This is a genomic window from Streptomyces sp. NPDC088097, assembly GCF_044741845.1.
Lineage (GTDB): Bacteria > Actinomycetota > Actinomycetes > Streptomycetales > Streptomycetaceae > Streptomyces.
This window is the reverse complement of the sequence record NZ_JBIUTJ010000007.1, coordinates 236365-254920: the sequence shown is the minus strand read 5'-3', so window position 1 is coordinate 254920 and position 18556 is coordinate 236365. Positions and strand designations below refer to the sequence as shown.

The 18556-nt window shown below is 73.6% G+C and carries 19 protein-coding genes and 1 pseudogene; 13 read left to right on the top strand and 7 right to left on the bottom strand.

What is annotated here, in order from left to right:
* Window position 1 precedes the first annotated feature (1 nt).
* From ACIOD1_RS22395 to ACIOD1_RS22385, 3 genes are read right to left on the bottom strand one after another with little or no spacing between them, the layout of a single operon-like run.
* Window positions 2–730, bottom strand: a complete 729-nt coding sequence (locus tag ACIOD1_RS22395; RefSeq protein WP_365624668.1) for a VWA domain-containing protein — start codon at window positions 728–730, stop codon at window positions 2–4.
* On the bottom strand, window positions 727–1845 hold the full coding sequence (locus ACIOD1_RS22390) for an acyl-CoA dehydrogenase family protein (protein WP_401904149.1): 1119 nt from the start codon (window positions 1843–1845) through the stop codon (window positions 727–729). The genes ACIOD1_RS22395 and ACIOD1_RS22390 overlap by 4 nt, the downstream gene beginning before the upstream one ends.
* A complete protein-coding gene (locus ACIOD1_RS22385) occupies window positions 1842–3350 on the bottom strand; it encodes a FadD3 family acyl-CoA ligase (RefSeq protein ID WP_401904147.1) in 1509 nt (502 codons plus the stop codon). The genes ACIOD1_RS22390 and ACIOD1_RS22385 overlap by 4 nt, the downstream gene beginning before the upstream one ends.
* Between ACIOD1_RS22385 and ACIOD1_RS22380 the strand changes: the two are divergent.
* Window positions 3256–4059: pseudogene (locus ACIOD1_RS22380) on the top strand (flavin reductase family protein); the annotation flags it as partial. The gene ACIOD1_RS22385 and the pseudogene ACIOD1_RS22380 sit on opposite strands and share 95 nt — an antisense overlap.
* Before the next feature lie 47 nt (window positions 4060–4106).
* On the opposite strand, the gene ACIOD1_RS22375 reads toward ACIOD1_RS22380, so the two are convergent.
* Window positions 4107–4784: a PadR family transcriptional regulator gene (locus ACIOD1_RS22375; protein ID WP_401904145.1), complete on the bottom strand. Its 678-nt coding sequence runs from the start codon at window positions 4782–4784 to the stop codon at window positions 4107–4109.
* Between the two features lie 100 nt (window positions 4785–4884).
* Here ACIOD1_RS22375 and ACIOD1_RS22370 point away from each other — a divergent pair, with 100 nt between their 5' ends.
* The 6 genes from ACIOD1_RS22370 to ACIOD1_RS22345 all read left to right on the top strand — a co-directional run bounded on the left by ACIOD1_RS22370 (window position 4885) and on the right by ACIOD1_RS22345 (window position 9435).
* A complete protein-coding gene (locus ACIOD1_RS22370) occupies window positions 4885–6030 on the top strand; it encodes an LLM class flavin-dependent oxidoreductase (RefSeq protein WP_365624656.1) in 1146 nt (381 codons plus the stop codon).
* Window positions 6030–6755: an SDR family NAD(P)-dependent oxidoreductase gene (locus ACIOD1_RS22365; protein ID WP_401904142.1), complete on the top strand. Its 726-nt coding sequence runs from the start codon at window positions 6030–6032 to the stop codon at window positions 6753–6755. The genes ACIOD1_RS22370 and ACIOD1_RS22365 overlap by 1 nt, the downstream gene beginning before the upstream one ends.
* An 11-nt stretch (window positions 6756–6766) precedes the next feature.
* Window positions 6767–7783, top strand: a complete 1017-nt coding sequence (locus tag ACIOD1_RS22360) for an alpha/beta hydrolase (protein WP_401904140.1) — start codon at window positions 6767–6769, stop codon at window positions 7781–7783.
* Window positions 7784–7889: 106 nt separating this feature from the next.
* On the top strand, window positions 7890–8222 hold the full coding sequence (locus ACIOD1_RS22355; protein WP_365624647.1) for a hypothetical protein: 333 nt from the start codon (window positions 7890–7892) through the stop codon (window positions 8220–8222).
* Between the two features lie 82 nt (window positions 8223–8304).
* Window positions 8305–9039, top strand: coding sequence for a class I SAM-dependent methyltransferase (locus ACIOD1_RS22350; RefSeq protein ID WP_365624644.1), 735 nt, complete (start codon window positions 8305–8307; stop codon window positions 9037–9039).
* 3 nt (window positions 9040–9042) lie between these two features.
* Window positions 9043–9435: a DUF2568 domain-containing protein gene (locus ACIOD1_RS22345; RefSeq protein ID WP_365624641.1), complete on the top strand. Its 393-nt coding sequence runs from the start codon at window positions 9043–9045 to the stop codon at window positions 9433–9435.
* On the opposite strand, the gene ACIOD1_RS22340 is transcribed toward ACIOD1_RS22345, so the two are convergent.
* From ACIOD1_RS22340 to ACIOD1_RS22330, 3 genes are read right to left on the bottom strand one after another with little or no spacing between them, the layout of a single operon-like run.
* Window positions 9387–10409, bottom strand: coding sequence for an acyl-CoA dehydrogenase family protein (locus ACIOD1_RS22340; RefSeq protein ID WP_365624638.1), 1023 nt, complete (start codon window positions 10407–10409; stop codon window positions 9387–9389). The genes ACIOD1_RS22345 and ACIOD1_RS22340 overlap by 49 nt on opposite strands.
* Window positions 10409–11554, bottom strand: a complete 1146-nt coding sequence (locus ACIOD1_RS22335) for an acyl-CoA dehydrogenase family protein (RefSeq protein ID WP_365624635.1) — start codon at window positions 11552–11554, stop codon at window positions 10409–10411. Before ACIOD1_RS22335 ends, ACIOD1_RS22340 begins: the two co-directional genes overlap by 1 nt.
* Window positions 11554–12441, bottom strand: a complete 888-nt coding sequence (locus ACIOD1_RS22330) for an enoyl-CoA hydratase (protein ID WP_365624632.1) — start codon at window positions 12439–12441, stop codon at window positions 11554–11556. Before ACIOD1_RS22330 ends, ACIOD1_RS22335 begins: the two co-directional genes overlap by 1 nt.
* 46 nt (window positions 12442–12487) lie before the next feature.
* Here ACIOD1_RS22330 and ACIOD1_RS22325 point away from each other — a divergent pair, with 46 nt between their 5' ends.
* The 6 genes from ACIOD1_RS22325 (at window position 12488) to ACIOD1_RS22300 (ending at window position 18530) form a co-directional block, all read left to right on the top strand.
* Window positions 12488–13636, top strand: a complete 1149-nt coding sequence (locus ACIOD1_RS22325) for an acyl-CoA dehydrogenase family protein (RefSeq protein ID WP_365624629.1) — start codon at window positions 12488–12490, stop codon at window positions 13634–13636.
* Window positions 13633–14418 (top strand): SDR family oxidoreductase, encoded by a 786-nt coding sequence (locus ACIOD1_RS22320; RefSeq protein ID WP_365624626.1) that lies wholly within the window; start codon window positions 13633–13635, stop codon window positions 14416–14418. Before ACIOD1_RS22325 ends, ACIOD1_RS22320 begins: the two co-directional genes overlap by 4 nt.
* Before the next feature lie 45 nt (window positions 14419–14463).
* The gene (locus ACIOD1_RS22315; protein WP_365624623.1) at window positions 14464–15078 is read left to right on the top strand and encodes a TetR/AcrR family transcriptional regulator; all 615 of its coding nucleotides are present in this window, start codon (window positions 14464–14466) and stop codon (window positions 15076–15078) included.
* Between the two features lie 25 nt (window positions 15079–15103).
* Entirely contained in the window at window positions 15104–16261 is a 1158-nt protein-coding gene (locus ACIOD1_RS22310; RefSeq protein ID WP_365624620.1) for an acetyl-CoA C-acetyltransferase, read from the top strand.
* A 214-nt stretch (window positions 16262–16475) separates the two neighbouring features.
* A complete protein-coding gene (locus ACIOD1_RS22305) occupies window positions 16476–16682 on the top strand; it encodes a cold-shock protein (RefSeq protein WP_030707191.1) in 207 nt (68 codons plus the stop codon).
* Between the two features lie 135 nt (window positions 16683–16817).
* A complete protein-coding gene (locus ACIOD1_RS22300; RefSeq protein WP_365624615.1) occupies window positions 16818–18530 on the top strand; it encodes a DEAD/DEAH box helicase in 1713 nt (570 codons plus the stop codon).
* The last annotated feature ends 26 nt before the right edge of the window (window positions 18531–18556 follow it).

The following is an 18556-nucleotide window of genomic DNA, read 5'->3' as shown; positions in this document are numbered from 1 at the left end:
TTCAGGCGCGCACGATCCCCGCCGCGCGCGCCGCCGCGAGCCAGCTGGGGAACTCCCCGAGGAGCCGGTCGAACAGGGTGTCGTCCGGGACCTCGCGCGGATCCAGGCCCGCGTGGAAGTAGCCCGCGTTGTCCACCACCCGCGCGGTCGGCACGGGCAGTTCGTCCAGGCGTCGAAGGAAGTCGAACTGGCTGCTGCGCGTGTTGCCGAAGCCGACGAACTGCCAGAACAGCGGCAGTCGGGCCGCCTTGCACAGGTACCGTTCCGCCGCGGGCTTGCTGACGGGGCCGCCGTCCGTCTGGAAGACGACCAACGCCGGTTCGGCCACGCCCGATTCAAGGTAGTGGTCGATGACCGCTTCCATCGCGGCGTCGTACGCCGTCCGTCCCATGTGGCCGAGACCCTCGGCGATGGCGGTGACCCGGCCCTCGTGCCCGCCGAGGCTGATCTCCTCCACGGCGTCGACCTCCGTGGAGAAGAACACCACCGGGACCCGGCCGTCGTCGTCCAGGTGCGCGGACAGACTCAGCACCCGGTCGGCCAGGGCTTGGACGCTGCCGTCCGCGTAGTAGGGGCGCATCGACCCCGAGTAGTCCAGGATCAGGTAGACGGCGGCCCGGACGCCCTCCATCCCGTGCTTGCGCAGCGAGATCCCGGCGCTCTTGTAGAGGCTCACGAGCCCCGGGGCCGTTTCCTCGACCTTGCGGAGGCTGATCGCGCTGTCGGTCATGGGCCCGAGCGTACGTCGGCAGGCCGCACGTAGCCCAGGTATCGGGCCAACCGTTCGCGGTGCTCGGAGGGGGCCCCGAACAGGTGCGCGGCGCCGTGCGCCCGCTTGAAGAAGGAGTGCGCCTCGTGCTCCCAGGTGATGCCGATCCCGCCGTGCAGCTGGATCGTCTCGCCCGCCACGTACGCGTACGCCTCCGAGCACGCGGACCGGGCCGCCGCCGACAGCTCCGGCGGGGCGCCGGCCGCGGCTGCCGCGAGGGCCAGGCCCCGGGCCGACTCGACGGCCGTGTGCATGTCCGCGAGGCGGTGCTTGACGGCCTGGAAGGAGCCGATGGGGCGCCCGAACTGGCTGCGCTCCCGGGCGTAGCGGACCGTCGCCTCCAGGGCCCGGGCGGCGGCTCCCGCCTGTTCGGCGGCCAAGGCGGTGCAGGCCCAGTCCCGTACGGAGGCCAGGACGGCGTCCCCGTCCGAGGACAGGAGCCGGCCCGGGGTGCGGTCCAGGGTCAGCTCCGCGAGGGGCCGGCTCGGATCCATGGTGGACCGTACGGTGAAGGACGCGGGCGGGGCGGTGAGTTCGTACAGGCCGAGCCGGTCGGAGTCCGCCGCCCGGGCGAAGGCGAGCAGCAGGCCGGGCTCGCCCGGGCCGGCCAGGACGTACCGCTTGACCCCCGTGAGCAGCGGTCCGGCGCCGTCCGGGGCGGACTCGGCGCGGGCGGCGAGGTCCGCGGCCTCCCAGCTCCCGCGCCCCGGGGAGGGTTCCTCCGCCCAGGCCAGCGCCCCCACCACCGACCCCTCGGCCAGGGCCGGGAGGTGCTCGGCGCAGGCCCGCCGGTCCCCGGAGGCCAGCAGCGCCCGTACGGTCAACACCGCCGAGCCGAGGTAGGGCAGGGGGCTCAGCGTGCGGCCCAGCTCCGCCATCACCACCCCGATCTCGGCGGCCCCGCAGCCCAGCCCGCCGTACTCCTCCGGCACGGCGAGGGCGGCGGCCCCCACCTGCGCGGTCAGCGGGGCCCAGGCCTCGTGGCCGGGGTGGCGGGCGAGGACCGCGCGCACGGCGTCACGCAGTTCGTCCTGTTCGGGGGTGTTCGCCAGACCCCGACCGGGTGCGTCCGTCACGTCGACTCCCCTCGCGCCGCGCGGCGCAGCTCGGTCTTCAGCAGCTTGCCGCCCGCGTTGCGGGGGAGCTCCTCCAGCAGGGTGAACCGGCGGGGCACCTTGAAGTTGGCCAAGCGCTCGCGGGTCCAGGCGGTCAGGTCGGTGGCGGTGACGGGGGCGGTGGTGACCAGGTAGGCCACGCCGACCTCGCCGAGCCGCTCGTCGGGGGCGCCGACGACGGCGGCGTCCACGATCGCGGGGTGGGTCAGCAGCACGTTCTCGATCTCGGCCGGGTAGGCGTTGAAGCCGCCGACCACGTACATGTCCTTGAGCCGGTCGGTGATGGAGAGGTAGCCCCGCCCGTCCAGCACCCCGACGTCGCCGGTGCGCAGCCAGCCGTCGGGCAGGACCGCGTCGGCGGTGGAGGCCGGGTCGTCCAGGTAGCCGGGGGTGACGTGGTAGCCGCGCACCTGCACCTCGCCGGGCTCGCCGGCGGCCAGCACCCTGCCGAGGGGGTCGGTGATCCGTACCTCGGTGTCGGGCAGCGGCCGGCCGACGGTGTGGGCGACGGTCCAGGCGTCCGCGTCGGTGGGGCAGACGGAGACGACCCCGCCGGACTCGGTCAGGCCGTAGGCGGTGAACACGTCGGGGGCGCCCAGTTCGCCGCGGATCTCCTCGACGAGGGAGGTGGGCACGGAGGCGGCCCCGGTGCCGGCCAGGCGCAGCGCGGACAGGTCGTGGGTGGCCCGCTCGGGGTGGCGGATCAGGCCGTGGAAGACGGTCGGGGGGCCCATCAGGCAGGTGACGCGCTCGGCGGCCATGCGGGCCAGGATGCGGTCGGTGTCGTAGAGGGCCTCGGGGAGCATGGTCACCCCGCGCAGCAGGCAGGCCAGCACCCCGGCCTTGTAGCCGAAGGTGTGGAAGAAGGGGTTGACCAGCAGATATCGGTCCCCGGGGCGCAGGGTGACCAGGCGTGACCAGGAGGCGTAGAGGCGGACGGTCTGGCCGTGGGTGGTCGTCACCCCCTTGGAGCGGCCGGTGGTGCCGGAGGTGTAGAGGATGTCGCAGAGGTCCTCGGGGCGTACCCGGGCGGCCCGGGCGGCGCGTTCCGCCTCGGGGACGGCGTCCCCGGCGGCGAGGTAGGCCTCGTAGGACTCGGGGCCGCTGCCGCCGCGCAGCAGCACGGTGGAGGCGAGGGAGCCCAGGTCCTCCCCGGAGGCGTGCAGGTCGCGGGCGTAGTCGGTGCCGAGGAAGCCGCGTTCGGTGAAGAGCACGCGGGCGCCGCTGCGCCGGATGACGTCGGCGGCCTCGGCGGGCTTGTAGCGGGTGTTGACGGGGACGAGCACGGCGCCGACGCCGACCGCGCCCAGCGCGGCGGTGATCCACTGGCGGCTGTTGGGGGCCCACACCGCGACGCGGTCGCCGGGGAGGATGCCGTGCGCGACGGCGGCGCGGCCGGCGGCGGCGATCTCGGCGGCCAGTCGGGCGAAGGTCCAACGGACCTCCCCGTCGGCGAGCGCCTCCATCGGCCCGTACGTGTCGGCGGCGTACCCGGGGAGCCGGGCGAGGGTGCGGGGCGGGTCCGACGGGGGTGCCGGCGGCGGCACTTGCGGGGTCTGGCGGGGGCTGGTCACGAACCCTCCCTACTTGACGAGCGAGCGTGGGCGGTATCCAATCACAGGTGTTTCGGTTAGGCATATACCTAGTAGGAATATCCTTCCCAGGAGGTCCCCCGTGTCGACCCTCGCCACCCCTGCCGCCCACGCCGCTACTGCCGCCACCGCGTCAGCCGCCACCGCCGCCGTCGCCTCAGCCGTCACCGTCGCGTCCGCCACGGCGGCGGACATGAAGGCGGCCCTCTCCAGCTTCTGCACCGGAATCGCCGTCATCACGGCGTGCGGAAGCGACGGCCGTCCCGTCGGGATGGCCGTGCAGTCCTTCTCTTCCGTCTCCCTCGACCCGCCCCTGGTCTGCTTCTGCCCGGCCCGCACCTCCACGACCTGGCCGAGGATCCACGCCGCGGGCGCCTTCGCCGTCAACATCCTGGCCGCCGACCAGGAGGAGCTGTGCCGGGGCTTCGCCGTCACCGGCGGCGACAAGTTCGCCGGGGTGTCATGGCGTCCGGGCGCGAGCGGTGCGCCGCTGCTCGACGGGGTCCTGGCCACCGTCGAGTGCGTACCGGAGGGCGTGTTGGACGGCGGTGACCACGCCATCGTGCTCGGCCGGGTCACCACCCTGACGACCCACCGGGACGGTGCGCCGCTGCTCTACTTCCGGCGCGGCTACGGGCGCTTGCCCGACTCCGCCGCGGGTCCGGCGTCGGATGTCGCGGCCCCGGCCGTGGAGGCCCGTGGTGCGGAGGTTCGCGGTGCGGAGCCGCCGGTCGGCGGGGCCGCCAGTTCCTCCAGGTCGGACAGCATCGCCGCCGCGAGGTCGCGCTCGGAGGCGTAGTACCGCTCCGCCCACTTGAGGGTGAGCGTGGGGTACGCCCACGCCTCCTCGTCCCGGGCGCCCTCGACATCGGCCTCCGCGCGGCGGCGCATCGTCTCCGCGTACTCCCGGTGCCGGTCCAGGACGTCCCGCATCTGCTCCGGCTCCAACAGGTGCCCCAGCCACAGCCGCAGCATCGGGCCGTGCTTGAGCACCGGCGGGTCCACGGGCGCCTCGCGCGCCCATTCCCGTACGGCCGTCATGCCCTCGTCGGTGATCCGGTAGACCCGCTTGTCGCGGGTGCCGGTGTCCTGGGCGACCATCCGCGAGGAGGCGTAGCCGGCCTTCTCCAGCCGCTTCAACTCGCTGTAGATCTGGCTGAACGACGGGCTCCAGTAGAAGAACCGCAGTGACCAGTCCGACCACTTCTTCAGGTCGTAGCCGGAGAGCTCCTCGCCGAAGGAGAGCAGGCCGAGCACCGCCCAGCTGGTCGCCGGGAGCCCGCGCTTGTTCGTCTCTTCTGTCGCCACGCAGCGCAGTCTACGACCGGTCCCGCAGGCACCCTTCCCCCCGAGGGGTATGCCTGCTAGAAGTATTCCTATTAGAAATACATGGACGGAGGGATCCCCCGTGAAGTTCTCGATGATCTTCGAGGCGCAACTCGTCGACCCGACCCCCGAACGCGAACGTCAGGTCATCCACGACTGCGTCGAACAGGCCGTCTTCGCCGAGGAGATGGGCTTCGACCGGATCTGGGCCGTGGAGCACCACTCCCTGACCCAGTACGCCCACATGAGCGCCTCGGAGATCTTCCTGACCTGGGTCGCGGCCCGGACGCAGAAGATCCGCATCGGCCACGGGGTGGTCACCATGCCCTTCGGCTACCAGCACCCGGTCCGCGTCGCCGAACGCGCCGCCATGCTCGACGTGCTCTCCGGCGGACGCGTGGACATCGGCGCCGGGCGGGGGGCCACCCGCCAGGAGATGTCGATGTACGGGGTGCGGCCCGAGGACACCTACCCGCAGATGGAGGAGGCCCTGCGGATCTTCTCCTCGGCCTGGAAGGAGCCGGTCTTCGAGTGGCACGGCTCCATCGACATCGGTCCCGGCGCGATCCTGCCCCGCCCGGTGCAGGACCCCCACCCGCCGCTGTTCATGGCCTGCTCCAAGCACGACACCCTCAAGCTCGCCGCCGAACTGGGCATCGGCGCCCTGGTGATGGGCTTCGCCGGTGCCGACGACGTCCGCGCGATGCGCAAGGTCTACGACGAGGCCATCGCCACCCGCAGCGGTGACCGGCTGGTCTCCGACACCGTCAACGACCACCTCTCCGCCCTCTGCCCGACGATCGTCCTGGACGACGCCGAACGCGCCCTGCGCCTGGGCACGCGCGGCCAGCGCTTCTTCGCCGAGTCCATCGCGCACTGGTACGGCAACGGCCCCGAGCCCACCGGCCACGCCGAGGACGAGGACCACGTGGGAGCCCTCGACCGCGGCCGCGAGGAACTCGTCGCCCGCCTCCACGAGGCGAACATCCCGGCCCGCCCCGTCGACACCGGCACCTACAACGCCGAGCACGCGTACGGCAGCGCCGAGACCGCCATCGCGTACGTGGAACAGCTGCGCGAGATCGGCGTCGACGAGGTGATGTGCCTGATCCAGATGGGTACCGTCCCGCAAGAGGCCTGCATGGAGACCATCCGGCAGTGGGGCGAGAAGGTCATCCCGCACTTCCGGGCACTGGAGCGCGGCGGCGACGGGAGGGACGGGCGGTGATGTCCCTCGACGGGAAGGTCGTCGTCATCACCGGCGCCGGACGCGGGCAGGGGGCCGAGGAGGCCCGGCTGTGCGCGGAGGCCGGTGCGCGGGTCGTCGTCACCGACGTCCGCGAGGAGGAGGGCCGGGAGGTGGCCGCCGCCCTGGGCGCGGCGGGCCTGTACGTACCGCACGACGTGACCGACGCCGACGGCTGGGCGCGGGTGGTGCGGGAGACGGTCGATGCCTTCGGGACCATCTCCGCGCTGGTCAACAACGCCGCCCTGTGGAGCACCGCCCACGTGGAGCGGCAGAGCGTCGAGGACTTCGAGGCCCTGTTGCGGGTCAACCTGCTCGGGCCCTTCCTCGGGATCCAGGCGGTGGCCCCGGTGCTGCGGGCGGCCGGCGGGGGCTCCGTCGTGAACATCTCCTCCACCGCCGGACTGGTCGGCATCCGGGGCCACGCGGCCTACGGCTCCACCAAGTTCGCCCTGCGCGGGCTGACCCGGTCCTCGGCCCTCGACCTCGCCGGCGACGGCATCCGGGTCAACTCGGTGCACCCCGGCGCCATCGACACCCCGATGGTGGCCGAGGCGGTCGCCGGCCGGGACTGGTCGCACGTGCCGCTGGGACGCATGGGGCGGCCCGGGGAGGTCGCGGAACTGGTGCTGTTCCTGTGCTCGGACGCCTCCTCGTACGTGACGGGCACCGAGTTCGCGGTCGACGGCGGATCGACGACCGGATGAACGCCGACCGGATGAACGCCGACCGAGACGCCGACCTCGGCCGAGACGCCGACCTCGGCCGAGACGCCGACCTCGGCCGAGACGCCGACCTCGGCCGAGACGTCGACCGCGACCTGCCCCTCGCCGTTCCGGCCTCCGGCGCCCCGCCCTTCGGCGACGGTCTGTCCCCCGCCGCGCGGGCCCTGTGCGACGCCCTGTCGGCCGTCTTCCCCGGCCCCGGGGACGTGGCCGCGCTCCGGGCCGCCTCGGCGCCCCGGGACAAGCCGGCCCGCGCCCTCGCCTCCGTCCACGACACGGTCGCCCAAGGGGTGCCGGTACGGGTCTACGACCCCGCGCCCGGGTCCGTGGGCCGGCCCCTCGTCGTGTACTTCCACGGTGGCGGGTGGGTGATGTGCGGGCTGGACACGCACGACGCCCTCTGCCGTGACCTGGCCGCCGCCTCCGGGGCGGTGGTCGTCTCCGTCGACTACCGCCTCGCCCCGGAACACCCCTGGCCCGCCGCGCCCGACGACGCGCTCACCGTGCTGCTGTGGGCGCGCTCCGAGGCGGGCGCCCTCGGCTGCGACCCCGGGCGGGTGGTGGTCGCCGGGGACTCCAGCGGCGGCAACCTGGCCGCCGTGACCGTGCTGCGGGCGCCCGGGCTGACGGCGGGGCAACTGCTCGTCTACCCGCCGCTGGACGCCTCCATGGGCTCCGGGTCCGTGACCGCGTACGGGCGCGGGTACTTCCACACCGCCGCGCACATGGCCTGGTACTGGGACCAGTACGGCGGCGACCCGGCTCACCCGCACGTCTCCCCGCTCCGCGCCCCGGACCTCTCGGGGCTCCCGCGCACCCTGATCGTGCTCGCCGACTGCGACGTGCTGCGGGACGAGGGAGTGGCGTACGGGCGCCGGTTGGGCGAGGCGGGAGTGGACTGCGAGGTCCGGATCCACCCGGGCGTCTTCCACGGCTTCCTCGGCCTGCCGCTCCCGGCCGCCCGCGCGGCTGTGGCGGGAGCGGCGGCCTGGCTCGCGGCGACGCCGTAGACCGGCCGGGACGGGGGCCGTTGCCCAGGGCCTCGGGTCTCGGGTCCCGGGTCTCGGGGGGCGGACGGACGGGTGCGCCACGCCCGTTCGACTGCATGATGTGTCCATGCCTGGATTCCTGTTGCGCGCCTGCCTGCTCCTCGCGGGCCAGTACGCGGCCCACGTGCTGCTGAGCGAGGTCGGCGCGCCCTGGATCCCCGTCCTGCTGGGGGTGTTCGTCCTCGGCTCGGCCGTCCCGCACGGCACCCCGGCCGAGTTCGGGGGCCGCTTCCTCGTCGCCGTCCTGGCGGTCGGCGCCACCCTGGCCGGCTCCGCGGCCTGGGAGGCGTACGGCCGAGCGGACGCCGGCCCCGCCGAATGGGCCGCCCAGGCCGCCGCGGTGGTGCTCCTCCTCTTCCAGACGGCCGTCCTGATGCGCCTCTCCCTGCGCCGCGCGTGAGGCCCGGTCGGCCGACCGGCGCGGCAGGACCTGGCCGCCGAACGGGCTGGTCACGGGCCGGGCGGTCGAAAACAATGGGGACATGACCACACGCGCCCGCTCCTTCGACTCCGCCGCGGCCCTCTACGCCGCGCACCGGCCCGGCTACCCCGAGGCGTTGTACGACGCGCTGGAGGAACTCGCCGGCCGGCCGCTCGCCGGAGCCCGCGTCGCCGACGTCGGCGCCGGTACGGGCATCGGGACCGGACCGCTGCACGCGCGCGGGGCCGACGTGGTCGCCGTCGAGCCCGGAGACGGCATGGCCGCGCAGTTCCGGCGCGCCCACCCGGGGATCCCCGTGGTCCGGGGCGACGGGGACCGGCTGCCGCTCGCCGACGCCTCCGTGGACCTCCTCACGTACGCCCAGGCCTGGCACTGGACCGACCCCGCCCGCTCCGTCCCCGAGGCCCGCCGCGTGCTGCGCCCCGGCGGCGCGCTCGCGATCTGGTGGAACGACATCGACGATTCCGTCCCGTGGGTCGCCGCCCAGGGAGCCCGGATCCGCGAGCTGTTCGCGGCCGACGGCGCCACCCCCTTCCGCACCCTTCCCCAGGGCCTCGACACCGGTTTCACCAGCCGCTCCCTGGCCTGGTCGCGGCGGATCCCCCTGGCCGCGCACCTGGCGAACCTCTCCAGCCACTCCGCCTTCCTGCTCCTCGGCGAGGACGGCACGCGCGCCTTCATGGACGCCGAGCGCGCGCGGTTGGCGCCGCTCTTCCCGGACGGGGTGGTCGAGGAGCCGTACGTCGTCGGCCTGCACGTGGCCCGGATCGGCTGACGGGTGACCCGCTCCGCCCCGCACCGGGCCTTCGCCCTGCTCAACGACGTCCTCGCGTTCCTGCTGGAGGTCGTCGCCCTCCTCGCCCTCGCCGTCTGGGGCTACGAGCAGGGCGGCGGGCTCGTGCTCGGGGTGCTGCTCGGCGCCGTGGTGGCGGGCGCGGCGGCCGTCCTGTGGGGGGCCTTCGCCGCGCCGCGCGCCCGCCACCCGGTCCCGACACCGGTCGCGCTCGCCGTGAAGGCCCTCGTCTTCGGGGCCGCCGCCCTCGCCATCGCCGGGCTCGGGCAGCCCTCGGAGGCCCTCTGGTTCGCCGGAGTGGCGCTCGTCAACACCGCCCTCGTCACGGCCTACCGTTCAGCCGCCCACCGTTGCGCCTCCCGCCCCTCCCGGGACTGAAGCACCAGCGCCCGACACTGCGCGGGCGTTCCCCACGCGTCGCGCAGCGGCCGGGCCTTGCGCAGCCACAGCGAGAGGTCCAGCTCCTCCGTGTAGCCGACCGCGCCGTGGAGTTGGAGCGCCGTCAGCGCCGCCGCGTACGCCGCCTCGCCCGCGGTCAGCTTCGCCGCCGCGATCTCGCCCGCCTCCAGGGACAGCGCCGCCGCCCACAGCAGCGGCCGCGCGAACTCCAGGCCGATCAGGGTGTCGGCGAGGCGGTGCTTGACCGCCTGGAAGGAGCCGATGGGCGCGGCGAACTGGGTGCGCTGCTTGGCGTACTCCACCGTCCGGGCCAGGAGCGCCTCGCCCACGCCCAGGCTCTGGGCCGCCGTCAACAGCCGGGCCCAGCCCAGCGCTTCGCCGGCCGCCCGCGCGACGGCCGGCCCCGCCGCGAGGAGTTCCCCGCCCGGCGGCGACACCGACAGGCGCCGGGCCGGGTCGAGGGAGGTCAACGGGGCGCCGCCCGCCGGAGCCAGCCGCAGCTCCCCTTGCGCCGACACCGTGAACCGGTACGCGGCGGCGTCGGCGTCCAGGGCGTACGGGGAGCCCCCGGGCAGGGTCAGGGTGGCCAGGGAGTCGCCCGCGACCAGCCCCGGGAGGAACCGTTTCGCCAACCCCTCGTCCCCGAGCCGGGCCAGCAGCACGCACACCGCGGCGGTCTCCACCGCGGGTCCCGCCACCCCCGCCCGCCCGAGTTCCACGAAGCCGAGGGCCAGCTCCACCGGCAGCAGTCCGACCCCGCCGAATTCCGCGGGTTCCTCCGGCGCGGCCAGCGCCCACAGGCCCGTCCCCGCGAGCCGGGACCACAGGGCCAGCCCGGGGCCGTGGTCGCCGGCCGCCCAGGCCCGTACCGTCGCCGGGACCTCGGCGGCGCCCAGCAGGGAGCGCAGCGTACGGGCGAAGTCGGACTGTTCCTCGGTCGGCAGGAAGCGCATCAGCGGCGGCCCTTCGGGAGGCCGAGCAGCCGCTCGGCGATGATGTCGCGCTGGATCTCGTTGGTCCCGGCGTAGATCGGTCCGGCCAGGGAGAACACCCACGGCTCGGCCCACTCGCCGTCCGCCAGCTCCGCGTCCGCCCCCAGGAGGTCCAGGGCCGTCTCGTGCAGGGCGATGTCGTACCGGGACCAGAACACCTTGTTCAGGCTGGACTCCGCGCCGATGGTCTCGCCCGCCGCGAAGCGGGAGGCGTTGGTCCAGGTGAACAGCTCGTAGGCGCGGGCGCCGACCACCGCGTCCGCGACCCGGTCGCGCAGCGCCGTGTCCGAGGGGTCCCCGGTCGCCTCCCACAGGCAGACGAGGCGGTCGGCGGCGGCGAGGAAACGGCCGGGGGAGCGCAGGGTCAGCCCGCGTTCGTTGCCGGTGGTGGACATCGCGATCCGCCAGCCCTGACCCGGCTCGCCGATGACGTCGGCGTCGGGGACGAAGACCTCGTCGAGGAACAGCTCGGCGAAGGCCGGCTTCCCGTCGAGCCGGCCGATGGGCCGCACCGTCACCCCCGGCGCCCGCAGGTCGAACATCAGGTACGTGAGGCCCTGGTGGGGCTTCGGGGTGTCCGGGTCGGTGCGGAAGATGCCGAAGGCCCGGTCCGCGAAGGCGGCCCGCGAGGACCAGGTCTTCTGCCCCGACAGCAGCCAGCCGCCCTCGGTGCGCACCGCCCGGGACTTCAGGGAGGCCAGGTCGGAGCCCGACTCCGGCTCGGACCAGGCCTGCGCCCAGATCACCTCGCCGCTCGCCATGGAGGGCAGGACGCGGGCCCGCTGTTCGTCCGTCGCGTGGTCGAACAGGGTGGGGGCGAGCAGGTTGATGCCGTTCTGGGAGACCCGTCCGGGCGCGCCCGCCGCCCAGTACTCCTCCTCGAAGACCAGCCACCGCTCGATGTCCGCGCCCCGGCCGCCGTACTCCTCGGGCCAGGACACCACGGCCCAGCGGTCCGCGTGCAGGCGCGCCTCCCACTCCCGGTGGGCGGCGAAGCCCTCCTCGGTCTCCAGGGACGGCAGGGGCACGGGGGGCACGTGGGCGCGGAGCCAGGCGCGGGCCTCGGCCCGGAAGTCCGCCACGCCCGCCGAGTGGTCGAGGTCCATCAGCCGTTCGCCTCCTTCGTCGCGGCGCTCTTCATGGCGGCCACGTCCATGCCGCCGAGCGGGTCCGCCGCCGTCTCGGCGTTGTGGGCGTGCGCGAGGTGGTGCAGTCCGAAGACGGAGTCCATGCCGGTGTGCAGGCCCTGGAGGTCCTCGGCCTGGTTGACGGCCCGCTTGGTCAGGGCCAGCCCGAAGCCGGGCATCTCGGCGATCCGCAGTGCCAACAGCTCGGTGGCGGCGTCGAGTTCGGAGTGCTCCACGACCCGGTTGACCATGCCGACCTCGTACGCCCGGCGGGCGGGCATCCGGTCGCCGGTGAAGAGGAACTCCTTGGCGACGCGCGGGGGCATCGCCCACGGGTGGGCGAAGTACTCCACCCCGGGGATGCCCATCCGCACCACCGGGTCGGCGAAGAAGGCGTCCTCGCTCGCCACGATCAGGTCGCACACCCAGGCCAGCATCAGCCCGCCCGCCACGCACGCCCCCCGCACCGAGGCGATCACCGGCTTGGGCAGCTCCCGCCAGCGCCGGCACATGCCCAGGTAGACCTCCGACTCGCGGGCGAAGCGGGATTCGGCGCCCGACCGCTCGGAGTGGTCCCACCAGAGCCCGGCCCGGCGGGTGAAGGGGAGGTGGGCGTCGCGGCCGGGGGTGCCGATGTCGTGGCCCGCCGAGAAGTGGTCGCCGGCCCCGGTCAGGACCACGACCTTCACGGCGGGGTCCTCGGCGGCCCGGTAGAAGGCGTCGTCCAGCGCGTAGGTCATGGCGCTGTTCTGGGCGTTGCGGTAGCGGGGGCGGTTCATGGTCACGTACGCGACGGGGCCGCGGCGCTCGTAGAGCACCACGGGAGCCTCGGTGAGGGCCTCGTCGGCGGTGGGGTCAGCAGGCATCCACGGATCCTTCCCTAACAAGTGTTTGGTAGGTTAACGTACGCCCATGAGCAGCGTCGAGGAGTTCCGCACCGAGGTCCGCAGTTGGCTCCGCGCCCACCTCACCGGCGGGTTCGCGACCCTCAAGGGCCGCGGCGGACCCGGGCGCGAGCACGAGGCCTTCGCCGAACGCCTCGCCTGGGAACGGCACATGGCGGCCCACGGCTGGACCTGCGTCGGCTGGCCCGTCGAACACGGCGGGCGCGGCGCGAGCGTCGAGGAGCAGATCGCCTTCCACGAGGAGTACGCCCTCGCCGACGCCCCCGCGCGCGTGGGCCACATCGGGGAACAACTCCTCGGCCCCACCCTCATCGCCCACGGCACCGAGGAACAGAAGGCCCGCTTCCTCGAACCCATCAGGACCGTCCGGGAACTGTGGTGCCAGGGCTACAGCGAACCCGACGCCGGCTCCGACCTGGCCGCCGTCCGCACCCGCGCCACCCCGCTCGACGGGCAGTGGAGCATCGACGGCCAGAAGACCTGGACCTCCCTGGCCCACGAGGCCCAGTGGTGCTTCGTCCTCGCCCGCACCGAGCCGGGCTCGCGCCGCCACGCCGGCCTGTCCTACCTCCTGGTCCCCATGGACCAACCCGGCGTCGAGGTCCGCCCCATCACCCAACTCACCGGCACCTCCGAGTTCAACGAGGTCTTCTTCGACGGAGCCCGCACCGACGCCGCCCACGTCGTCGGCGCCCCCGGCGACGGCTGGGCCGTCGCCATGGCCACCCTCGGCTTCGAACGCGGCGTCTCCACCCTCGGCCAACAGGTCGGCTTCCGCCGCGAACTCGAAGGCATCGCCGACCTCGCCCGCCGCAACGGCGCGATCGACGACCCGCTGGTCCGCGACCGCCTCGTCCGCGCCTGGATCGGCCTGGAGGCCATGCGCGCCACCGCCCTGCGACCCGACGCCGCCCCCTCCAGCGCCAAGTTGTACTGGGCCCGCTGGCACCGCGACCTCGGCGAACTCGCCATGGACGTCCGCGGCGCCGCCTCCCTCCTCGCCACCGGCGCGCACGGGGACCCGTACGACCTCGACGACCACCAGCGGCTCTACCTCTTCTCCCGCGCCGACACCATCTACGCGGGCTCCGACGAGATCCAGCGCAACATCGTCGCCGAGCGGATCCTCGGCCTTCCCAAGGAGGTCCGGGCATGAACGAAGCGCCCGCCTACGTCCCCGCCCACGGGCTCCTCACCGGCCGCACCGCCGTCGTCACGGCCGCCGCCGGAGCGGGCATCGGCGGCGCCACCGCCCGCCGCTTCCTGGAAGAGGGCGCCCGCGTCCTCCTCGGCGACGCCCACGCCCGCCGCCTCAAGGAGACCGAGGAGGCCCTCGCCGCCGAGTTCGGCGCCGACCGCGTCGCCTCCCTGCCCTGCGACGTCACCGACGAGGACCAGGTCGGCGCCCTCTTCGCACGCGCCGAACACCTCCACGGCGGCCTCGACGTCGTCGTCAACAACGCCGGCCTCGGCGGCACCGCACCCCTCGTCGACATGACCGACGACCAGTGGTCCCGCGTCCTCGACGTCACCCTCAACGGCACCTTCCGCTGCACCCGCGCCGCCCTGCGCTCCTTCCGGGCCGCCGGCCGGGGCGGGGTCATCGTCAACAACGCCTCCGTCATCGGCTGGCGTGCCCAGACCGGCCAGGCCCACTACGCCGCCGCCAAGGCCGGGGTGATGGCCCTGAGCCGCTGCGCCGCCCTGGAGGCCGCCGAGTTCGGCGTACGGATCAACACGGTCGCCCCGAGCCTGGCCATGCACCCGCACCTGGTGAAGGTCACCAGCGAGGAACTGCTCACCGAACTCACCGCCCGCGAGGCCTTCGGCCGCTACGCCGAGCCCTGGGAGATCGCCAACGTCATCGTCTTCCTGGCCTCCGGCTACTCGTCGTACATGACGGGCGAGACCGTCTCCGTCAGCAGCCAGCACGCGTAGGGGGTGTCTGGTGGATCAGACACCCCCGGGGCCCAGAATGGGCGCGTGCCAACGAACAAGAAGAAGACGCAGGTGACGGCGTCACCAGAGCGGCGCCGCGAGCTGCTCGACACCGCAGCCGAGGTGTTCGCGGCCCAGGGCTACAACGCCACCACCGTCCGGAAGATCGCCGACGCCGCCGGGATGCTCGCCGGCAGCCTCTACTACCACTTCGATTCCAAGGAATCGATGCTCGACGAGATCCTCTCGGCCTTCCTGACCGAGCTGTGGGCGGGCTACGACACCGTCCTCGCCTCCGGCCTCGGCCCCAGGGAGACCATCGAGGCCCTCGTCACGGAGTCCTTCCGGGAGATCGACCGGCACCGCGCCGCCGTCGCGATCTACCAGAAGGAAGCGCGCACCCTGTCCGCGCAGCCCCGCTTCCACTACCTCTCGGACTCCCAACAGAAGTTCGAGAAGGCCTGGTTGGGGACGCTGGAGCGGGGGGTCGCCGCGCAGGTCTTCCGGGCCGACCTCGACATCCGCCTCACCTACCGCTTCGTGCGCGACACGGTGTGGGTGGCGGCGTCCTGGTACCGGCCCGGCGGACAGCACAGCCCCGAGGAGATCGCCCGTCAGTACCTGTCGATGGTGCTGGACGGGATCGCCGTACGGACCTGATCCGTCAACCCGTCAAGGAGTCGTCATGGCCGAGGCCTACATAGTCGATGCGGTACGCACCCCCGTGGGACGGCGCAAGGGCGGCCTCGCGGCCGTCCACCCCGCCGACCTCGGCGCCCACGTGCTCAAGGCCCTCGTGGAGCGGACCGGAGTGGACCCGGCCGCCGTCGAGGACGTGGTCTTCGGCTGCCTCGACACCGTCGGGCCGCAGGCCGGCGACATCGCGCGGACGGCCTGGCTGGCGGCGGGCCTGCCGGAGGAGGTCCCCGGCGTCACCGTCGACCGGCAGTGCGGCTCCTCGCAGCAGGCCGTGCACTTCGCCGCGCAGGGCGTCCTGTCCGGCACGCAGGACCTCGTGGTCGCGGGCGGCACCCAGAACATGTCCATGATCCCCATCGCCTTCGCCTCCCGGCAGGCCGCCGAACCCCTCGGCTTCAGCGAGGGCCCCTACGCGGGCTCGGCCGGCTGGCGCGCCCGCTACGGGGACGCCCCCGTGAACCAGTTCCACGGGGCCCAACTCATCGCCGAGAAGTGGGGGATCAGCCGGCGCGACATGGAGGAGTTCGCCCTGCGCTCCCACCGGCGGGCGCTGCGGGCCATCGACGAGGGCCGCTTCGAGCGCGAGATCGTGGCCTACGGGGACGTGCGCGTGGACGAGGGACCGCGCCGGGACACCACCCTGGAGAAGATGGCCGGTCTCAAGCCGGTCGTCGAGGGCGGCACCATCACGGCGGCCGTCTCCTCGCAGGTCTCCGACGGGGCGGCGGCGATGCTGATCGCCTCCGAGCGGGCGGTCGCCGAACACGGCCTCACGCCGAGGGCGCGCATCCACCACCTCTCGGTGCGCGGCGAGGACCCCATCCGGATGCTGTCCGCGCCGATCCCGGCGACCGCGTACGCCCTGAAGAAGACCGGCCTGTCCCTCGCCGACATCGACCTGGTCGAGATCAACGAGGCCTTCGCCCCCGTGGTCCTGGCCTGGCTGAAGGCGACGGGCGCCGACCCGGAGCGGGTCAACGTGAACGGCGGAGCCATCGCCCTGGGTCACCCGCTGGGCGCCACGGGCGTCAAGCTCATGACGACGCTCCTGCACGAGCTGGAACGCACGGGCGGCCGCTACGGCCTCCAGACGATGTGCGAGGGCGGCGGACAGGCGAACGTGACGATCATCGAGCGGCTCTGAGCCCGTGACCGGGGGCGCCACCCGAGGCGCCCCCGTAGGGGGCCTTCCGGGCGGGGGGAGGTTCCTCCGACGGAGGTGTGCTAGCTTTGGACGCGTTGCAGTTGTGGTACCCATGAACTTTATGTGCGCCTGACGGGAACTCTCCGACAGGCGCTTTAATTGTTTTTACCGGGATCTCCGGATGGGGCCCTTGCCGCCTATTCAGGAGATTCAAATGGCACTTGGCACCGTGAAGTGGTTCAACTCGGAAAAGGGCTTCGGCTTCATCGAGCAGGACGGTGGCGGCCCGGACGTCTTCGCCCACTACTCGAACATCGCCACCCAGGGCTTCCGTGAGCTCCAGGAGGGCCAGCGCGTGTCCTTCGACGTGACCCAGGGCCAGAAGGGCCCCCAGGCGGAGAACATCCTCCCCGCCAACTAAGTACGTCAGCCGGCCGGGGTCCGCACCGCGAGGTGCGGGCCCCGGCTTGTCTGCTGTTCCACCCGTTTCACCCGCGTTCCTACCTCACCGCGTACGAACGTGTTTACCTGCCGGTATCAGGAGGGCGTTTTCCGCATGACCAGCTCCAGCTCCGCACGACCCAGTCGCCGCCCCACCCGGGGTCGAGGTGCGGCCCAGGGACGTCCGAAGGCTGGCGCGGGACGGCAGAAGTCCGCCCCCGTAGCCCGGCCCCAAGAATTCACCATGCCCGAACCGCTGACCCCGGCCCTCCCGCCGGTGGACGCCTTCGCGGACATGGACATGCCCGAGGCGCTGCTGAAGACCCTCGCCGCCCAGGGCGTCACCGAGCCGTTCCCCATCCAGGCCGCGACCATCCCGAACTCCCTCGTCGGCCGTGACCTGCTCGGCCGCGGCCGTACCGGCTCCGGCAAGACGCTGGCCTTCGGCCTGGCCCTGCTGGCCCGCACCGCCGGCCGCCGCGCACAGCCGAAGCAGCCGCTCGCGCTGGTCCTCGTACCGACCCGCGAGCTCGCGCAGCAGGTCACCGACGCGATGGCCCCGTACGCCACCTCCGTCAACCTGCGGATCACCACCGTCGTCGGCGGCATGTCGATCAACCGGCAGTCCGGCGCCCTGCGCCGCGGCGCCGAGGTGCTCGTCGCCACCCCCGGCCGTCTGAAGGACCTCATCGACCGCGGTGACGCCGACCTCTCGCAGGTCTCCATCACGGTCCTCGACGAGGCCGACCAGATGACCGACATGGGCTTCATGCCGCAGGTCACCGCCCTGCTCAAGCAGGTCCAGCCCGAGGGCCAGACCATGCTGTTCTCGGCGACCCTCGACAAGAACATCGACAAGCTCGTCAAGATGTTCCTGCACGACCCGGTCGCCTTCTCCGTCGACCCGTCCGCCGGTGCGGTCAGCACGATGGAGCACCACGTCCTGTACGTCATGGACGAGACCGACAAGAAGGCCGTGGCCACGCGCATAGCCGCTCGTGACGGCCGGGTGATCATGTTCGTCGACACCAAGCGCGGGGTCGACCGCATGGTCAAGAAGCTCCTCGCGGACGGCGTGCGCGCCTCCGGCCTGCACGGCGGGCGCTCGCAGCCGCAGCGCAACCGCACTCTGGACTGGTTCAAGACAGGCGAGGTCACCGCGCTGGTCGCCACGAACGTGGCCGCGCGCGGCATCCACATCGACGACCTCGACCTGGTCGTCAACGTGGACCCGCCGACCGACCACAAGGACTACCTCCACCGCGGCGGCCGTACCGCCCGCGCCGGCGAGTCCGGCAGCGTGGTCACCCTGGTGCTGCCCGACCAGAAGCGGGACATGACCCGCCTCATGTCGGACGCCGGGATCAACCCGCGCACCGCGCAGATCAAGTCCTCCGACGCCGAGCTGTCCCGCCTCACCGGCGCCAAGGAGCCCTCGGGCATCCCCGTGGTGATGGAGGTCCCGCAGGCCACCCCGCCGAAGCAGCGCAACGGCAGCGGGAACGGCAGCGGGAACGGCAACGGCGGCAACGGGTCCGCGCGCCGCCGCTCCGGCGGTCCGCGCACCGGCTCCGCCACGGGCGGCGCCCCGGCCACCGGCGGTCGCGCCCCGCGCCGCTCCGGCGGCGGCGCCTCCGGCCAGGCCCCGGCCTCCGGGTCGGGCCAGGCCCGCCGCGGCCAGGGCGGCCAGGGTGGCGCCGGCGGCTCCGGTTCCGGCTCCGCCGGCCAGGCCCGTCGCACCGGGGGCGGCGCCTCCGGTGGCGCCGCCGCGGCCTCCGCGCGCAGCCGGGTGGGCACCGGCGGCCAGGGCCGCCGCCGCGCGGTCTGATCCGTACGCACGCACGACGAAGCCGG